We start from the raw sequence: 17,922 nt of genomic DNA on the forward strand, positions 1-17,922 counted from the left end.
GATACAAAATAATTCGGTAATATAGTCCATGAAAAAGCCTTGCTCTGAAATGTTTTGTCTTCGTAACCAAGATATTACAGATGCTAAGGCTTTTTTTTATTTATTTTTTATGTCGAACTCAGGTTAAATACACCCGCTTGACCCATCTGGACTATGTCATGGCTTCACATCAAGACCCGGACATTATCACTTCCATGCCGCGCTGGCTGGTATATACCGATGCCAAAGTGGTGGCATCCAAGCTGTGGGCACGTTTCTTGCCGCACTTAAACTCGGCCTTTATGAGCGACCGGATGAAAGGCAACTGGCTGGACCGTCTGGTGGAGCTTCCGGATCATGGTCAAATCATTCCACTGGGCCAATCTCATATTGTGGCGGTACCGGCGCATTTTCTGCATTCGGTAGGGAATTTCCAGTTTTATGATCCGATTGCCAAAATTTTATTTTCAGGTGATATGGGTGCGTCCATGGTTGAAGATGCCGCCAAGCCACTGGAAAACTTTGCCGCGCATATCCCAAAAATGAAAAGCTTCCATCAACGCTATATGTGCAATAACAAGGTGATTCGTCTCTGGGTGAAAATGGTACGCAGCATGGAAATCGAGATGATTGTGCCGCAGCATGGCACACCATTTATCGGCAAAGAGCAGATTACCCAGTTTCTGGACTGGATTGAAACGCTGGAATGCGGCACTGACCTGATGGATGAAACGGTTTTTACCTGTCCTGAATAGTTCACACAAAAAATAATTTTTTTCTTGTGTGGAAAAACAACATTTTTTATATTTCTTCTCCAAAAAACTTTTTTTTGATAATGAGAACTTATAAGAAATGTTGTCTCAAGTTCCAAAACCGGATGCGTGTTTAAGCTGCGGGGCGTGCTGCGCCTATTTCAGGGTTTCGTTTTATTGGGCTGAAGGAATTCATATGCCTGAGCACTATACCGAACCTGTGACAGCAGTCTATTCATGTATGGCTGGAACCAATCAAAAAAATCCACGCTGTATTGCACTTGATGGCACCATCGGCCAGCAGGTCAGCTGTGGTATGTATGAGCAGCGCAGTTCATCCTGCAAAGAAGTGCAGATTGCCGATGAGCAATGCAATAAGGCACGTATTGCACACAATATGTTGCCCTTTGTCCAGATTGAAACTGATGAAGCCGACAATGATGACAGTTTTGAATATGTCAGCTAAATCCATCCAAAGCAGAGCTTAGGCTCTGCTTTTCACTTCATTAAAATGATCGGGGTATATTTTAAAATAGGGAACTTCATGATCGGACGTATTATTGATACTGTTTTAGCACCCACATAGATCTGCGTGTACGAAGCTTGAATAAAAAAATAATTTTGCAATTGCAATGAAATTTAAGCCGATATTTGTTTATAATAGTGCACGGAAATTACCAGTGAGACTGTTATGTTGACCATCGTTCAAGACGCGTTAACCTTCGATGATGTCCTATTACTCCCTGCCTATTCTACTGTTCTTCCAAAAGATGTCTCCCTAAAGACACGTTTAACTCGTGGCATTAACCTGAATATTCCTCTTGTGTCTGCAGCAATGGATACGGTGACTGAGTCCCGTATGGCAATTGCAATGGCGCAAAATGGTGGTATCGGTATTTTGCACAAGAACATGGATATCGCGGTTCAGGCTGCAGAAGTGCGCCGTGTGAAAAAATTCGAAGCGGGTATGGTCAAAGACCCGATTACAGTCACTCCTGAAACCACAGTACGTGAACTGATTGCGTTGACTCAAGCCAACAATATCAGTGGTGTACCCGTTGTGAAAGATGGCAAAGTGGTGGGTATCGTGACCGGTCGTGATACACGCTTTGAAACCAATCTTGAGCAGCCAGTCAGCAATATCATGACTGGTCAGGATCGCCTGGTGACAGTTCGTGAAGGCGAATCGAAAGAAAATATCCAAGCTTTATTGCAACAGCACCGTATTGAAAAAGTATTGGTGGTCAACGATCAGCAAGAGCTGAAAGGCTTAATTACGGTAACCGATTTCCGTAAAGCTGAATTGTATCCAAATAGCTGTAAAGATGACCTGGGTCGTCTGCGTGTTGGTGCTGCTGTCGGTACTGGTGCAGAAACGCCAAGCCGCGTAGAAGCCTTGGTTGATGCAGGTGTGGACGTGATTGTAGTCGATACTGCACATGGCCATTCTGCAGGTGTGATCGAGCGTGTACGTTGGGTTAAGGCCAATTATCCACAAGTTCAGGTGATTGGCGGTAACATCGCGACAGGTGATGCTGCGCTGGCGTTACTTGATGCAGGTGCGGATGCCGTTAAAGTTGGTATTGGTCCTGGTTCAATCTGTACCACGCGTATTGTGGCGGGTATTGGTATGCCACAGATCTCTGCGATTGATTCTGTTGCCAATGCGCTGAAAGATCAGATTCCTTTGATCGCAGATGGCGGTATTCGTTTCTCTGGCGATATGGCCAAAGCGATTGGTGCGGGCGCAAGCACGATTATGGTTGGTTCATTGATGGCCGGTACTGAAGAAGCACCAGGCGAAGTTGAATTCTTCCAGGGCCGTTACTACAAGGCTTATCGCGGTATGGGTTCATTGGGTGCGATGGCTGGCGCAACAGGTTCTGCTGACCGTTACTTCCAGGACTCTAAGGCCGGTGCCGAGAAGCTGGTTCCTGAAGGTATTGAAGGTCGTGTACCGTACAAAGGCCCAATGGGTAATATCGTACATCAGATGATGGGCGGCCTACGTTCTTCAATGGGTTATACCGGTTCTGCGACGATTGAAGACCTGCGTCAGAATGCCAAGTTTGTGAAAATCACTTCTGCCGGTATGTCTGAGTCGCATGTACATGATGTGACCATTACCAAAGAAGCACCAAACTATCGCGTAGGTTAATTTCCTGTGATTTAAAATTTTAAAAAGCCGTCATGCAAATGACGGCTTTTTTATTTTGGTGTAAAGTGTGACTCAAGGAAAAAAATGGGTGATATCAATCATCCGCTAAGAAGTGAGATAAAGATGAGTTATTTTGGTACGGATGGTATTCGTGGAAAGTTTGGCGAATTGCCGATTACCCCTGAGTTTGCCCTGAAACTGGGATTTGCGGCTGGTAAAGTTTTAAAACGTCATAGTAAAAAATCCAAACCATTGGTGGTTCTGGGTAAAGATACCCGTTTGTCTGGTTATATCCTGGAAGCTGCCTTACAGGCAGGTTTAAATGCCGCTGGCGTTTATGTTCATCTTTTAGGTCCACTACCGACTCCAGCCATTGCTCATCTGACCCGTGCTTTGCATGCCAGCTTGGGTATTGTCATTTCCGCTTCGCATAACCCGTATTTTGACAACGGCATTAAGTTCTTCTCTGCGGAAGGCAAAAAACTGCCAGATGCCTTGCAAGACGAAATTAATCAGGAACTTGAAAAAGATTTTGTGATTGAAGATACGGCGAATCTGGGTAAAAGTATCCGGGTTAAAGATGCTAATGGTCGCTATATTGAATTCTGTAAATCGACGTTCCCGTATCATCTGGATCTGAATGAACTCACCATTGTGGTGGATTGTGCCAATGGTGCAGCCTATAACGTGGGACCTGCAGTGTTCCGTGAACTGGGCGCACGTGTAATTGCGATTCACAATGAGCCGAGCGGTTTAAATATTAATGAGGGCTGTGGTTCAACGCATCCGGAAAGCTTGCAACAAGCCGTGATTCAACATCAAGCGGATTTGGGTATTGCCTTTGATGGGGATGCTGACCGTGTGGTTCTCGTAGATAAAGCCGGTAATCTGATTGATGGCGACCATATTCTTTATATTCTTGCGACTCAAAGCTCGAAAAAACCTGCAGGTATTGTGGGTACCTTAATGAGCAATATGGCATTGGAACTGGCGCTGGAAAAAGCACAAGTGCCGTTATTACGTGCCAAAGTCGGCGACCGTTATGTATTGCAGGGCCTGGAAGAAAATGGTTGGACCATTGGTGGTGAGCCTTCAGGTCATATTCTGACTTTGGACAAGAGCACCACAGGCGATGCGATTATTGCCGCCTTGCAGGTATTAACGGTGATGGTTGAACAGAAAAAAGCCCTGCATGAACTTGTGGCTGACTTTAAACTGTTGCCAAATGTCCTGGTCAATGTACGTTTAAATGCCATGTTTGATCCTTATTCAGTGCCTGCACTGGCAGCTGAATTTGAAAAAGCCGAACAGCAGCTTAAAGGCCGTGGCCGTTTATTGATTCGTAAATCCGGCACAGAACCTGTCATTCGTGTGATGGTCGAAGGCGATGATCTGGCTGAAGTCACCACACTTGCAAACAGCCTGGCAGATGCTGTGCGTGCCAATGCAGCTTAACGGGAACATAGATAATGAGTGATCTGATCAAGGATCTGAGTGAACTACGCCTGAATTATGAAAAAGGCGAGTTACAGGAACAGCAAGTCAATCCGAATCCGCATATGCAGTTCTTGCAATGGTTTAACCATGCACTGGAAGCAAAATTGCACGAGCCCTATGCCATGTCGTTGGCAACAGCCAATGCACAAGGCCGTCCGCATGTGCGTACGGTATTGCTGCGTGGAGCGACTGACGCAGGGTATGATTTTTATACCAACTATGATAGTCAAAAAGGTCTGGATCTGGCTAAAAATCCTTATGCCGAACTGTTGTTCTACTGGCAGGATCAGGAACGTCAGATTCGTATTTCGGGTCGTGTAAAGAAAATATCGGAAGAAGAATCGACCGACTATTATCATAAACGTCCACGCGAAAGCCAGATTGCCGCGCATATCAGTACCCCGCAAAGTGGCATCGTGGCTAGTCGTGAGGAATTGCAGCAACGTTTTTGGGATTTGCATACCCAGGTTGCCAATCAGCAACAGCTGGACAAGCCGGTATTCTGGGGTGGTTATCGTCTCGAACCCGATTATTATGAATTCTGGCAGGGTCGTCCGAACCGTTTGCATGACCGTTTAAGTTATCGCCAAACCGATGCCGGCTGGACTTTAGAGCGCTTAATGCCATAACCATGCAAAAACTGGAAATCAAACAACGTCCATTGCTGACACGCCCTGAAAATTTACCGGGCGTCCCTGCATTTGTGGCCGAGATTCTGGCTCGTCGTGGGGTGGAATCCGAGCAGGAACTTGAGCTCAAGCTGAAGCATTTGCTGGCACCGACCATGAAGGGGTTGCCTGAAGCGATTCAACTGATCGATCAGGCGATTGATCGTGGCCAGAAAATCGTGATCGTCGGTGATTATGATGCCGATGGCGCGACCAGTACTGCACTCATGGTGCTGGCACTGCGCGATATGGGTGCCAATGTCGAATATCTGGTTCCTGACCGTTTTAAATATGGTTATGGACTGACACCCGCAATTGCAGATCTGGCCTTTGTCAGTTTCACACCTGATTTACTGATTACCGTGGACAATGGCATTTCCAGTCATGAAGGAGTCAAACAGGCACAAGATCATGGCATGCAGGTAATCATTACCGACCATCATCTGACGACCAAGCCGACACCAAAAGCCGAAGCCGTGGTCAATCCCAATCAGTTGGGTTGCGACTTTCCAAGCAAAGCACTAGCCGGGGTCGGGGTGGCTTTTTATGTATTGGCCAATCTGTCTACCCATCGCAAGAAACTTGGAAAATCCTCTACTGTAATTACCAATTATCTTGATCTGGTAGCGCTCGGCACCTATGCCGATGTCGCGAGCTTGGACTACAACAACCGGATTCTGGTCGATGCAGGTCTGAAACGGATCCAGCAAGGGCAGTGCCGTGCAGGGATCAGTGCGCTACTTGATATTGCAAAGCGTGATCCTGCTGGTCTGAAAGCTCAAGATTTGGGCTTTGTTTTAGGCCCACGGATTAACGCGGCTGGACGCATGGAAACCATGGATATCGGGATCGAATGTTTGCTGGCTCCTGATCTGACAACTGCTTATCCACTGGCTGAACAGCTGAATCAGCTCAATGTCGAACGCCGTCAGGTGGAAGGTAAAATCAAGCAGGAAGCCTTGCTTGAGCTGGATAAAATCCAGTGGGATGCCACTGAACTACCTGCTGCGTTGATCATGTTTGAACAGCATTGGCATCAGGGAGTGATCGGGATTGTAGCAGGGCGTTTAAAAGAGCAGTTCCATCGTCCGAGTATTGTTTTTGCCGCAGATCAGGATGGGATTCATATCAAAGGTTCGGCGCGTTCGATTGAAGGTATTCATATTCGTGATGCGATTGAACAGGTAGCAGAGCAATATCCTCATTTAGTCAGTCATTTTGGTGGCCATGCAGCAGCAGCCGGTTTAACCCTGAAAAAAGAAAATTTCGCCGAGTTTAAGCAGGTCTTTGAAGTACTGATTGGTGCGATGGATGAGGATTTATTCACTGCGACTTTATGGACGGATGGAGAGCTGCCAGCTTCTGCTTTTCACATTGAAACAGTCGATTTATTACAGAATTTAAGTCCATGGGGGCAAAAATTCCCCCAACCGATTTTTGATGGTGTGTTCAAAATCATGGACTATCGCTGGCTTAAAGATGTGCATCTTAAGTTACGTGTGGCGTTGGAGAATGGGCAGGTCGTGGATGCGATCGCTTTCAATGCAGCGGATAAATATGACTTTGACCCGATGAAAGATACACGATTGGTCTATGAGCTGGATAAAAATGTATTTAATGGCAATATCAGCTTGCAAATGCGGATTATCCATTTAGAACAATAGGCCATAAAAAACCGCTCGAGTGAGCGGTTTTTTTTGCTTTTAATCGGAGAGATTAGAAGCGGAAAGTACCGTTAATACCGAAAGAGTCAGCACCGTCAGTAGTTGTATAGTTCACGCCAGCTGCAATTGCAGGTGTAAAGAATTTTTGTGCGCGTAAACCAAATACTGTATCTGAATCATCTTCTGTAGAATCCGCGATTGATACACCCACACTTAAAGTTGGATCGATATAAAGATCAGCGCCTAAACGATAAGTTGTTTCATCACCGAAATAAGTTAAACCTTCAAAATTGGCAAAATGATTACCAATCTGAGTCACATATTTTGCACGTAAAGATAGTGCAGTATCATCACCTACAGTAACAGCATTTAGGAGGTTAGGGACAAAACCATAATTTGCTACCTGAACTGGATCAACGCTTTCATTAGCTGCACCAGCTGCTAATAGTAGGCCATTAACTGGTAAGTAACCAACTTCAAAAGCATAGCCAGTATTGTCTTCACCAGCAAAGTCAACCTGGTTAATAGTGCCGCTTACATAAAATTGAGTATTTGGAATATAAAACTCGCCACTTACACCAAATACATCAATATCCTCATCGCCATCACCGCTTGCATTTGCATAACCTAAGCCAATATTGCTTGCTTTATTTAGGAAAGCCGCTTCTGCAAGTGGAGAGTTCTTAACTTGAACAGTGTTTAAGTAATATTTTCCATTGATGAAAAATGTATCTAGATCCCCAACATTATCAATATCTGTATTTTCATACCCGACATTAAGTTCAGCTTGGTAAGCATGTGCAGTTCCCAGGCCAGCAAGAAGCGCTGTAGCAAGAGCAAGTTTCTTAAGCATTTAGATTTCTCTCTTTGTTATAAAAATATGACTGTTTGATGAACAGTTGTAACAAATTGTACAGTTTATATTCGCCCCGTCAATGTGCAAAAATACCTAAATGCTTGTTAAGAGTGCAATAAAAAAACCCATCCGAGGATGGGTTTTCTATGAATGACTAATTTTTGGTTTTAGATTAGAAGCGGTACTTCGCTGCTACACCAAAGGTATTGTAGTCATTGTTAAACTGTTCACCAAAGCCGACACGGCCTTCTAAGCTCACTTGCTGGTTAATGAACTTACGTGCATTGATACCAAATTCGCTCTTGTCGGTAATATCATTGTTGTGATAATCAGCACCGACACTCAAGGTTTTGTCGATGAAATAATCTGCTGCCAGATTGTATTCATCTAAATCACCAAACGCTGCACCTGCTTCCAGGTTGATGTCTTTACCGTTGCTAAGTGTAGTGACATATTTAGCACGCAATGTTGGATCTACGCCATCATCATTGTCGTTATCCCAACCTTTTACACCCGCCGCAATCAATAGACCTGGCGCTGGCAGATAACCGACTTCAGCTGCATAGGTGGTTAAATCATTTTCTACATCATCATTGTCTTGCAGATCATGGCCATTGACGTTACCGCTTAAGTAGAAGTCAGAATTCGGTACGAAGTACTCTGCACCTACGCCATAACGATGCGCTTCAGAATCACCAATTTCATTATATTGATATTGCGCACTCACGTTGCTAGCACGATCAAGGAATGCTGCTTCTGCTAATGGTGCATTACGTGTTTGAACTGGATTGAAGTAATATGTACCATCAACGCCGAAAGAACCGCTAGTTCCACCGTTGTCAGGATCAACCACTCCTGCTGATGCACCAATTTCTGCTTGGTAAGCATGTGCTGCTGTACCAGTCATTGCTATTGCTGAAAGTAGTGCCGAAGCAATCGCTAATTTTTTCATGGTTACTACCCCTCAAATCGTGAGTTAAAAACATTACACTTTTTGTTACAACTTTCAGTCTAGAGCAATTCCAAAGATCGTCAATCAAAGGAAAGTTACAGTAATGTGAATAGCGTAATCTTGTGTAATTTTTGCTGAACAAGTGACTGAATAATAAAATTAAATTTATAATGTAGTGTTTTATTAAAAGTGTGTAGATATTGTGGAATCTATTGAATTCGCTGATTTTTTATACAGACCAATAAGAAATCCTAAATTATAAAATCAATTGCAAAATTATATTTCGGTCATAAAACGGGGCTAAAAAGCCGATAAAAATTTCGGATAAAAAGACGCAAAAGAGTCTATGAGATGTTGAAAATTGGATGAGGGAAATACAGGTCTAAATGCTCAAGACATTCGAGCCTTAGACTGAATGGATCGTTAAAATAGCGGAAATAGACTGTGCTATAATATCGGGCTAAGAATTTTGTGCCTAATTTTGATTGAGAGTAATTCACGTGGAAATTAATCCGTATCTAAACCAATTAAAAGACTTAAACGAACGTGGTCAAACACTACGGGGGTATCTTTGACTACGATCTGAAAAAAGAGCGTTTAGAAGAAGTCCTGCGTGAATTAGAAGATCCAACCATCTGGAATGACCAGAGTCGTGCCCAAGCGATGGCCAAAGAGAAAGGCGAGCTTGAAAATGTATTAAATGTGCTGGATCGCTTAAGTACCCAGCTTGAAGATGCACAGGCTCTGCTTGATCTGGCGGTTGAAGCGGATGATGAAAGCTTGCTAGAAGATGTACAGGCTGAACTGAGCACGGCTGAAGAAGAACTGGCCAAGCTTGAATTCCGCCGTATGTTCAATAATCCGATGGATCCAAATCCTTGCTATCTGGAAATTCAAGCTGGTTCAGGCGGTACAGAAGCACAGGACTGGGCGTCTATGTTGCTACGTATGTATCTACGCTGGATTGAACGTCATGGCTTTAAAGCAGAAGTGATGGAAGAATCTGATGGGGATGTTGCCGGGATTAAATCTGCGACGATTCGTGTGGAAGGTGAGTACGCCTATGGCTGGTTACGTACCGAATCTGGTGTACACCGTTTAGTGCGTAAGTCCCCCTTTGACTCGGGCAACCGTCGTCATACCTCGTTCTCTGCCGTGTTTGTGTCACCGGAAGTTGATGACAATATCGAAATTGAAATCAATCCGTCCGATGTTCGTACCGATACTTATCGTGCATCAGGGGCGGGTGGTCAGCATATTAACAAAACAGATTCTGCCGTGCGTTTAACCCATGCACCGACCGGAATTGTGGTGGCCTGTCAGAACCAGCGTTCACAACATGCCAACCGTGACCACGCCTGGAAGCAGTTACGTGCCAAACTTTATGAGCTCGAGATGAGCAAACGTAACGAAGCGGCACAAGCACTGGAAGATTCCAAGTCTGACATTGGGTGGGGTAGTCAGATCCGTTCTTATGTCCTGGATGATTCACGTATTAAGGATTTGCGTACAGGTGTGGAAAATTCCAATACTGGCGCAGTTCTGGACGGTGATCTGGACAAATTTATCGAAGCAAGCCTGAAACAGGGCCTGTAAGAAATCGTTTAAAAGCTGGCGTAACAAAGCTTGTGAAGATTGTGATTATTATATCTAAAATTTTCGATATATAAATCGAAAAAATACGATATAATGGCCGCAGATGCTGAATAAAGTTTCGTTGCGCCACTGATTGTGATGTGCCTATGGACCTTGATCTAATTTTTAAAGCCTTAGCCAATCCGACCCGTCGACAAATTCTGGAGTGGTTAAAATCTCCGGAGCAATATCTGTCTGCGGAAGAGTGTGGTGGCTTTCAACGTGGGGTCTGTGCAGGTCAAATTGAACGTTTGGGCCAGGTTTCACAGTCCACCATGTCCAATCACCTGTCGGTATTACAGCAGGCTGGCCTGATTACTGCGACCAAGCATGGACAGTGGTCATATTTCTCCCGCAATGAAACTTTGATTCAGCAATTTATCGAACACCTACAACAACACCTTTAACAGGTGGGAGTAACGATGGCTGAATTAAATTCTCCTTTAACGCTCGGTGCGTTAGAGCTTAAAAACCGTGTCATCATGGCGCCGCTGACCCGTAGCCGCGCAACTGCTGATCGCGTTCCAACCCCCATGATGGTTGAATACTATGCGCAACGTGCAAGTGCTGGCCTGATCATTTCTGAAGCGACAGTGATTTCTGAAGAAGCCAATGGCTATCTAAATACCCCAGGATTGTTTACCGATGCTCAGGTCGAAGGCTGGAAAAAGGTCACTCAAGCGGTTCATGAGAAGGGCGGTCTGATTGTTGCCCAGCTTTGGCATGTTGGTCGTGTATCGCATCCGGATCTGTTAAATGGTGAAACACCAGTCTCTGCAAGTGCAGTACAACAGGCGGGTCATGTCAGCTTATTACGTCCAAAGCGTCCATACGTTACGCCACGCCCCTTGGAAGTTTCTGAAATTCACGCGATTACCGAGCAATACAAGCAAGCCGCGATTCGTGCCAAAGAAGCCGGTTTTGACGGTGTTGAATTACATGCTGCCAATGGTTATCTGATTGACCAGTTCCTGCAAAGCAAAACCAATCAGCGTGAGGATGAATACGGCGGTTCAGTCGAAAACCGTACACGTTTCCTGCTAGAGGCAACTGATGCACTGATTGAAGTATGGGGTGCGGATCGAGTAGGGGTACATTTTGCGCCGCGTGGTGATGACCATGACATGGGCGACAATGATCCACGTGAAACATTTGGCTATGCCATGGAGCAGCTGGGCAAGCGCAAGATTGCCTTCTTCTTTACCCGTGAATATCTGGCTGAAGACAGTATTTCCGAATATATGAAAGAGCGTTCTGGTGGAGTGCCTTATATTGCCAATATGCAACTGAGTCGTGAAGATGCGATTGAGCTACTGGCAGCTGAAAAGGCAGATGCAGTCGCATTTGGTAAAGCCTATATTGCGAATCCTGATCTATACGAACGTCTGCTTCAGAATGCACCACTTAATGAGCTGAAAATGGAAAATATGATCGGCAGTCAGGTGGCTGAAGGTTATATTGATTATCCAACTTTGGCAGAAGTTAAAGTATTAAGCACCATAGAATAATTCGAAATAAGAGCCACATCGATTAACATGTTGATGTGGCTCTGCTATATTCTGCTCATTGAATCTTTGGACAGGGGCGCAATGTGGCCACTCCATTTTGGTATAACGCAGCCTTGGCGCTGGTTAAACCCTTATATCAATCGCGTATCCGTAAACGTGCGACCGATCCTGAACAATTACAACAAGAACTGACAGAACGTTTCGGCCCGTTTCAGCCACCCAAAAACCTGCATGCCATCTGGTTTCATGTGGTGTCGGTGGGTGAAACCAATGCTGCCCAACCGTTAATTGAACATTATTTAAAACTTGGCCATCCGGTGCTGGTCACCAATACCACCAAAACCGGTCAGGCACGCGCTAAATCACTTTTTTTAAAAGCGCCTTATCTCGATTTGTTTCAAGCCGTGTATTTGCCTGCTGACCAGAAAACTTTAATTCGTGAATTTTATCAAAAGTATCAGCCGAAACTTTTATTGCTGATGGAAACCGAGCTTTGGCCGAATCTGCTGGATCAGGCACCCCAGTTTAATGTGCCAACTGTATTGTTGAATGCGCGTCTGTCTGAAAAATCTGCCAAAGGCTATGCCAAGGTCAAAGGTTTGACCCGTGGCATGCTCAAGAATTTAACTGGTCTTTTGGCACAGGATACAGCCACCCAGCAACGTTATATCCAGTTGGGAATCGCAGCTGAAAAAACCCAAGTTTTGGGCAATATCAAATTTGATATTACTGCGCCCGAGCGCTTTATTCATCAGGCAGATCAATTGAAACAGGAGTGGCAGTTAGGGGGGCGAAAGATCGTCACGTTAGCTAGTACTCATGCTCCTGAAGAAAAAGAAATTCTGAGTGTTTTAAAAGCTGCTTTAGAAGCTGATCCATATTTGGTCTGTATTGTGGTACCGCGCCATCCGGAACGTTTTGATGAGGTGTTCCAAGCTGCACAGTCTTTGGGATTGAAAATCCAGCGTCGAAGTCTAGGGCAACATATTAAAGCAGATACCCAGGTTTATTTGGCCGATTCGATGGGTGAAATGTGGCTTTGGTATGCTTTGAGTCAGGCATGTTATGTGGGTGGTTCTTTAAATGAACCAGGTGGTGGACATAATATTTTGGAGCCGATTGCGCTGAATGTGCCGACTGTTTTAGGCAAAAACTATTTTAATTTTCAGACTATCGTGGATGAGTTCGTTCAGGCAGACGCAGTCGCAGTGGTGCAGGATGCCCAGCAGGCTGCAGAGGTATTACTGGAACTTTTGCAAGATCAGGTTAAGGCGGAAATCTTGAATGCGGCAGCGCAGCAAATTATGCAGTTAAATACGGGATCGCTTGCCAAGCATATTCAGGTGATTGATCAGTATCTCTAAGTGTGTGCTAGTCATATTCTCAATCTACCTTTCTGAGACAACTGGTCATTCGTAGAAGATTTCTACTTTTAAGGGATTAAAAGTAGCAAAAATCCTTTGCGGTACTGAAGGTACTTCCTGTACCTCAGTACCGCGGGCAACATCCATGTCGCCACACACGATTTCAAATTTGGCGATAATACCTAATTTGAATATTTTGCATGTTAATGTTTTGGTTTTATCTTCCTTATGAATATCGTCCTGCTTGACCCACGTCAAACCGAAACTGAACTTTGGTCCATTACCTCAACTCGGCAACTGGAACATTTACAGCAACATCTACAGATTCAGGTGGGAGATACGTTAAAAGTCGGAATTCGGGAAGGTCAGCGTTACCTGACGGAAATTGTCGAAATCTCTGAAAAAGCAGTGCGCTTGAAACCACTGCAAGAAGAAGCTGTTCCAGAAAAATTGCCAGTGACTTTAATTGTGGCTTTGCCACGTCCGAAAGTGCTGCGCCGTCTGATCATGGACAGTGTCACCTTGGGCGTTGAAAAAATCATTTTACTACATAGCTACCGTGTCGATAAAAGCTATTGGCAAACTCCATTTTTACAGCAGTTAAATCATTATATCGAATTGGGGCTAGAACAGGCAGGGGATACGGTTGCTCCAAAAATCGAGCTGTATAAACGTTTTAAACCCTTTGTTGAAGATATCTTGCCGGGTTTGATTAGTACAGATTGCCCGGCTTATGTGGCACATCCTTATGCAGAGCAGGCGATGCCATTTGCGATTGAGCATCCCTGTACGATTGTTATTGGTCCGGAAGGCGGATTTATTCCATATGAAGTCGATTTACTCATCAAAAACGGCTGTCAGGCAGTGAGTCTGGGCAACCGTATTATCCGTACAGAAACCGTGATTCCGTATGTTTTAGGTCGTCTGTTTAGCGCGGGCTGAGGCATCATCATTGCCTTCACCACGATAGACTTTGACTTCCTGTACCGGATACGGAATCGAAATATTATGCTCGGCAAAAGCCTGAATCACCCGTTCCTGCACCGCACTGATTGAAGTTCCGGTGCCTGTTTCAGTGGTATCGACCCACCAGAAAGCTTTTAGGGTAATGGAAAAGTCAGCCAACGCGGTGACATTGACACTAAAGCCAGGCTGGCTCAGGATGGTGGGGTCTTTATCTAAAATAGCGGTAATCAGGTCTTTGGCTTTCTGGATATCATCCTCATAGCCGATCCCCACCACGAATTCGCAGCGGCGACGGGTATAGGCGGTATTGACTGTGACCGCACTGGTGTAGACCGTGGCATTTGGAATCACGATACGGCGGCCATCTGGTGAGCGTAAAAAGGTCGCACGAATCTGGATATCTTCAACGGTACCTTCCATGCCATTCACGATAATATCGTCGCCAATCTTGAACGGTTCACTGAGAAGAATCAGCACACCAGAGAGCAGGTTCTGGAAAATATCCTTGAAGGCAAAACCGATCGCGACCGAACCAATTCCGAGGGCACTCATCAGCTGACCCGGGGTAAAGCCAGGAACCGCAATCACCAGTCCAATCAGAATACCAAAGAAAATAATAAAGGTACTGCCGACACGGTTGAGGACCAATACCAGATTCTGGCGGGTATAAGAACGGTTTTCCAAAGTTTTACGTACGAAAAACTTGAAGACTTTGGAGAGTAACCAGAAAATCGTAATCACGATCAGTGCGATACAGAAATAAGGCACACGCTCCCAGAAGCCCTCCATGATTTTGTCAATGGTGCTGTAGGCATCATTATACTTGGCGGTATGTTCAATCACGGTCTTGGTCGTTTTTTCAGTTGCCTGATGTAACAACTCCGTGGTGCCCTCAGTTACCTGGCTTAAGGTATTGTTTTGCTCTGCCACAAAAATTCCACAATTCAAATTTTGCCTATTTTGCCTGATGTTCAGCAAAAAATTAATAAGGGCTCGAAGTCACCATTGGATAATTTTAAAAATAACGGCGCTGTTGTTAAAAGTATTTGGTGGTTTTTTGCATCATTTCCGTGGGGGTAGGTGTTTGTTCTTCACCGCTCATATAACTGAATAAAGCGATAGATCCCAACAGGCTAAGCAGGGTCAGGATAATCATCAGCCAGGCCAGAATTTTTTCCCAGAGCAAGGTGATCCGTGCCGGACCATACTGATTACTGCCGCGATCGCCCGAACCAAAAACGATATAAAGCCATACAAAAATGTTTACTACCGGCAGTAAAAATAATAGCGCCCACCAGCCACTGCGGTTCATATCATGCAAACGGCGAACGGTCACCACTAAAGCGAAATACACATAGGCCAGAACCATGACCAGTACACCGATACTGGCCAAGCCTTGCAGTGAAATCAGCCAGTTGGGATCTAGAGAATGGGTAGAAATATTCACAATATCAATACTGAGACCCAGTGCAATACTGCCAAATAAAAAAATGAAATACAGAAATGCCGACCAGGCAATAAAGCTCAAGCGTCCGAAGCGGCCTTTCATCGACAGGGGATGATCCGATGCAGGCAGCGCAGGCGGGCTAAAGTAGGGAGATTCAGGCGATTTCATAAAGCGTATCCTGCTAAATCAGATGAAATAACCACAAGCGGTCAATTTTATTTTTAAGGGCTGTGCTACAGATCATACACATTTGCGCAGAAGATTCTGTACTGTAAGTTGTGGTTTATTTTGATTGAATTTGTATAAATAATCTACGACGAAAGCATGATTGCCGGATTTGAAATAAGCAGGCCATACTGCCATTATGCATAAAAAACAATCAACAACGCAGCATTAACCTCTCGTGATGAGATAGAACAAAATCAAGGAAGTGACCTATGCAAGAGATCTATCCAGTACCCGATGAATTTAAAAAAACAGCACGTACGCTCGAAGACCAGTACTTTGAACGTTATCAATATTCTATAGAACAGCCAGATAAATTTTGGGCAGAACAGGCGCAACGTCTGGACTGGATCAAGCCCTTCACCCAAGTCAAAAATACCAGCTTTAACAAAGACGATTTTAAAATCGAATGGTTTGCCGATGGTCAGCTCAATGTCAGTGCCAACTGTCTGGATCGGCACCTGAAAGAACATCCGTATAAACCGGCCATCATCTGGGAAGGGGATCATCCTTCGCGGCACAAGATTATTTCCTTTGCCGAGCTGCATGATGAAACCTGCCGTTTTGCCAATGTGCTGAAGAAAAATGGCATCCAGAAAGGCGACCGGGTCATGCTGTATATGCCGATGGTTTCTGAAGCTGCGATTGCCATGCTGGCCTGTGCCCGGATCGGGGCGGTACATTGCGTGGTATTTGGTGGTTTCTCGCCAGATTCTTTGGCCAGCCGGATTGAAGACTGTCAGGCGAAAATGGTGATTACTGCGGATTCCGGCATGCGCGGTGGTAAGGCCATTCCACTGAAAGCCAATGTCGATGAAGCACTGAAACTGGCGGGTACAGACTCGATTCAAAATGTAATGGTGGTACACCGCACCGGTAACCCAATTGAAATGCAGGAAGGACGTGATCTGTGGTATCACACGGAAATTATGTCAGTGAATGACATCTGTCCACCCGAACCGATGAATGCCGAAGATCCGCTGTTTATCCTGTATACCTCAGGTTCCACCGGCAAGCCCAAGGGCGTGATGCATACCACTGGCGGTTATCTGACCTATGTGAATTGCACCTTCCGTGAAGCATTTGATATCAAGCAGGATGATGTATTCTGGTGTACCGCAGATGTGGGCTGGATCACCGGGCATTCCTATGTGCTGTATGGGCCGCTCTCGAATGGGACCACCACCGTGATGTTTGAAGGTGTGCCGCAATATCCAAGCTGGGCGCGTACTGGACATATTGTCGATAAGCATAACGTCACCATTCTCTACACTGCACCGACCGCGATCCGCGCCATGATGCGTGAGGGCGATGCTTTTGTGCGGGAAAGTGATCGCAGTAGCCTGAGAATTTTAGGATCAGTTGGTGAGCCGATTAATCCGGAAGCCTGGAACTGGTACTACACCGTGGTCGGTGAAAGCCGCTGTCCCGTCATCGATACCTGGTGGCAGACCGAAACTGGCGGTTTTATGATTACGCCATTGCCGGGTGCGACTGATTTAAAACCGGGCTCTGCGACACGACCTTTCTTCGGCGTACAGCCTGCCATTGTCGATGCCGATGGCAAGGAGCTGGAAGGAGAAGCTGAGGGCAATCTGGTGATTAAGGATTCCTGGCCGGGTCAGATGCGCACCATTTGGGGAGACCCGGAGCGCTTTATTGAAGCTTATTTCTCGACCTATCCAGGTACCTATTTTACCGGAGATGGGGCGCGTCGCGATAAAGATGGTTATTACTGGATTACCGGCCGGGTGGATGATGTCCTGAATGTATCCGGACACCGTTTAGGTACTGCAGAAATTGAAAGTGCACTGGTGGCGCATGAATCGGTAGCAGAGGCCGCTGTAGTCGGTATGCCGCATGATATTAAAGGTCAGGGCATTTGTGCCTTTGTGACCTTACAGGCTGATGTTGCCAGTTCAGATCAATTACGTGGAGAACTGGTCAGCTGGGTACGCAAGATTCTCGGGCCAGTGGCGACTCCCGATGCCTTGCACTGGGCACCGGCATTGCCGAAAACCCGTTCCGGCAAAATCATGCGCCGGATCCTGAGAAAGATTGCAGCCGATGAGCTGGACAGTCTCGGAGATACTTCGACCCTGGCTGAACCGCAAGTGGTGGATCATCTGATCGCAGAGGTACAGCGTAATAAAGCTTAAATTTAAACTTTTTAAATACCGGCATCCTGCCGGTATTTTTATATCGGGAATAAGCTCTGCATGCTTTCGGATATAGTGACAGGCTGCAATCT

The 17,922-nt window shown here is 45.5% G+C and carries 16 protein-coding genes; 12 read left to right on the forward strand and 4 right to left on the reverse strand.

Features of this window, described 5'->3' with window-relative positions:
* The first annotated feature begins 80 nt into the window (after positions 1 to 80).
* The 6 genes from AC1P5O_RS08905 to recJ all read left to right on the forward strand — a co-directional run bounded on the left by AC1P5O_RS08905 (position 81) and on the right by recJ (position 6,718).
* Positions 81 to 734 carry an oxygen-binding di-iron domain-containing protein gene (locus AC1P5O_RS08905; RefSeq protein WP_499005972.1) on the forward strand — a complete coding sequence of 218 codons (654 nt, stop codon included), beginning with the start codon at positions 81 to 83 and terminating at the stop codon, positions 732 to 734.
* Positions 735 to 831: 97 nt separating this feature from the next.
* A complete protein-coding gene (locus tag AC1P5O_RS08910; protein WP_080591854.1) occupies positions 832 to 1,197 on the forward strand; it encodes a YkgJ family cysteine cluster protein in 366 nt (121 codons plus the stop codon).
* Between the two features lie 228 nt (positions 1,198 to 1,425).
* A complete protein-coding gene (gene guaB, locus AC1P5O_RS08915) occupies positions 1,426 to 2,889 on the forward strand; it encodes an IMP dehydrogenase (RefSeq protein ID WP_318270367.1) in 1,464 nt (487 codons plus the stop codon).
* 117 nt (positions 2,890 to 3,006) lie between these two features.
* Positions 3,007 to 4,344, forward strand: a complete 1,338-nt coding sequence (gene glmM, locus AC1P5O_RS08920) for a phosphoglucosamine mutase (RefSeq protein WP_499005975.1) — start codon at positions 3,007 to 3,009, stop codon at positions 4,342 to 4,344.
* A gap of 14 nt (positions 4,345 to 4,358) precedes the next feature.
* A complete protein-coding gene (gene pdxH / locus AC1P5O_RS08925) occupies positions 4,359 to 5,015 on the forward strand; it encodes a pyridoxamine 5'-phosphate oxidase (protein ID WP_005245734.1) in 657 nt (218 codons plus the stop codon).
* Positions 5,016 to 5,017: 2 nt separating this feature from the next.
* The gene (gene recJ, locus AC1P5O_RS08930) at positions 5,018 to 6,718 is read left to right on the forward strand and encodes a single-stranded-DNA-specific exonuclease RecJ (RefSeq protein WP_005261557.1); all 1,701 of its coding nucleotides are present in this window, start codon (positions 5,018 to 5,020) and stop codon (positions 6,716 to 6,718) included.
* Positions 6,719 to 6,770: 52 nt separating this feature from the next.
* On the opposite strand, the gene AC1P5O_RS08935 is transcribed toward recJ, so the two are convergent.
* Positions 6,771 to 7,571, reverse strand: a complete 801-nt coding sequence (locus tag AC1P5O_RS08935; protein WP_004647251.1) for a putative porin — start codon at positions 7,569 to 7,571, stop codon at positions 6,771 to 6,773.
* A 175-nt stretch (positions 7,572 to 7,746) separates the two neighbouring features.
* Positions 7,747 to 8,526 carry a putative porin gene (locus AC1P5O_RS08940; protein ID WP_005108142.1) on the reverse strand — a complete coding sequence of 260 codons (780 nt, stop codon included), beginning with the start codon at positions 8,524 to 8,526 and terminating at the stop codon, positions 7,747 to 7,749.
* 500 nt (positions 8,527 to 9,026) lie between these two features.
* Between AC1P5O_RS08940 and prfB the strand changes: the two genes are divergently transcribed.
* The 5 genes from prfB to AC1P5O_RS08965 all read left to right on the forward strand — a co-directional run bounded on the left by prfB (position 9,027) and on the right by AC1P5O_RS08965 (position 13,975).
* Positions 9,027 to 10,122 (forward strand): peptide chain release factor 2 gene (prfB, locus tag AC1P5O_RS08945; protein ID WP_101627160.1). Its coding sequence is split into 2 segments (ribosomal slippage): positions 9,027 to 9,098 and positions 9,100 to 10,122, totalling 1,095 coding nucleotides; the frame shifts between segments, so codons are not numbered across the junction.
* Positions 10,123 to 10,268: 146 nt separating this feature from the next.
* Positions 10,269 to 10,568, forward strand: a complete 300-nt coding sequence (locus AC1P5O_RS08950) for an ArsR/SmtB family transcription factor (protein WP_121979733.1) — start codon at positions 10,269 to 10,271, stop codon at positions 10,566 to 10,568.
* A 15-nt stretch (positions 10,569 to 10,583) separates the two neighbouring features.
* A complete protein-coding gene (locus AC1P5O_RS08955; RefSeq protein WP_312330869.1) occupies positions 10,584 to 11,669 on the forward strand; it encodes an alkene reductase in 1,086 nt (361 codons plus the stop codon).
* An 83-nt stretch (positions 11,670 to 11,752) separates the two neighbouring features.
* A complete protein-coding gene (locus AC1P5O_RS08960; protein WP_121979735.1) occupies positions 11,753 to 13,033 on the forward strand; it encodes a 3-deoxy-D-manno-octulosonic acid transferase in 1,281 nt (426 codons plus the stop codon).
* Positions 13,034 to 13,261: 228 nt separating this feature from the next.
* Positions 13,262 to 13,975: a 16S rRNA (uracil(1498)-N(3))-methyltransferase gene (locus AC1P5O_RS08965; RefSeq protein WP_004647257.1), complete on the forward strand. Its 714-nt coding sequence runs from the start codon at positions 13,262 to 13,264 to the stop codon at positions 13,973 to 13,975.
* Here AC1P5O_RS08965 and AC1P5O_RS08970 read toward each other — a convergent pair.
* Complete coding sequence (locus AC1P5O_RS08970; RefSeq protein WP_004729187.1) at positions 13,949 to 14,929, reverse strand: mechanosensitive ion channel family protein; 981 nt, start codon at positions 14,927 to 14,929, stop codon at positions 13,949 to 13,951. The genes AC1P5O_RS08965 and AC1P5O_RS08970 overlap by 27 nt on opposite strands.
* A 106-nt stretch (positions 14,930 to 15,035) precedes the next feature.
* A complete protein-coding gene (locus AC1P5O_RS08975; RefSeq protein ID WP_005108134.1) occupies positions 15,036 to 15,614 on the reverse strand; it encodes a DUF805 domain-containing protein in 579 nt (192 codons plus the stop codon).
* A 269-nt stretch (positions 15,615 to 15,883) separates the two neighbouring features.
* On the opposite strand from AC1P5O_RS08975, the gene acs reads away from it, so the two are divergent.
* A complete protein-coding gene (acs, locus tag AC1P5O_RS08980) occupies positions 15,884 to 17,830 on the forward strand; it encodes an acetate--CoA ligase (protein WP_121980013.1) in 1,947 nt (648 codons plus the stop codon).
* Positions 17,831 to 17,922 lie beyond the last annotated feature (92 nt).

The sequence above is a fragment of the Prolinoborus fasciculus genome (assembly GCF_056724605.1).

Coding starts and splice junctions, on each gene's coding strand:
- AC1P5O_RS08950 (WP_121979733.1), top strand. CDS start 10,269: ATGGACCTTGATCTAATTTTTAAAGCCTTAGCCAATCCGACCCGTCGA.
- AC1P5O_RS08975 (WP_005108134.1), bottom strand. CDS start 15,614: ATGAAATCGCCTGAATCTCCCTACTTTAGCCCGCCTGCGCTGCCTGCA.
- AC1P5O_RS08935 (WP_004647251.1), bottom strand. CDS start 7,571: ATGCTTAAGAAACTTGCTCTTGCTACAGCGCTTCTTGCTGGCCTGGGA.
- AC1P5O_RS08965 (WP_004647257.1), top strand. CDS start 13,262: ATGAATATCGTCCTGCTTGACCCACGTCAAACCGAAACTGAACTTTGG.
- AC1P5O_RS08910 (WP_080591854.1), top strand. CDS start 832: ATGTTGTCTCAAGTTCCAAAACCGGATGCGTGTTTAAGCTGCGGGGCG.
- acs (WP_121980013.1), top strand. CDS start 15,884: ATGCAAGAGATCTATCCAGTACCCGATGAATTTAAAAAAACAGCACGT.
- recJ (WP_005261557.1), top strand. CDS start 5,018: ATGCAAAAACTGGAAATCAAACAACGTCCATTGCTGACACGCCCTGAA.
- AC1P5O_RS08905 (WP_499005972.1), top strand. CDS start 81: ATGCTAAGGCTTTTTTTTATTTATTTTTTATGTCGAACTCAGGTTAAA.
- pdxH (WP_005245734.1), top strand. CDS start 4,359: ATGAGTGATCTGATCAAGGATCTGAGTGAACTACGCCTGAATTATGAA.
- AC1P5O_RS08940 (WP_005108142.1), bottom strand. CDS start 8,526: ATGAAAAAATTAGCGATTGCTTCGGCACTACTTTCAGCAATAGCAATG.
- AC1P5O_RS08955 (WP_312330869.1), top strand. CDS start 10,584: ATGGCTGAATTAAATTCTCCTTTAACGCTCGGTGCGTTAGAGCTTAAA.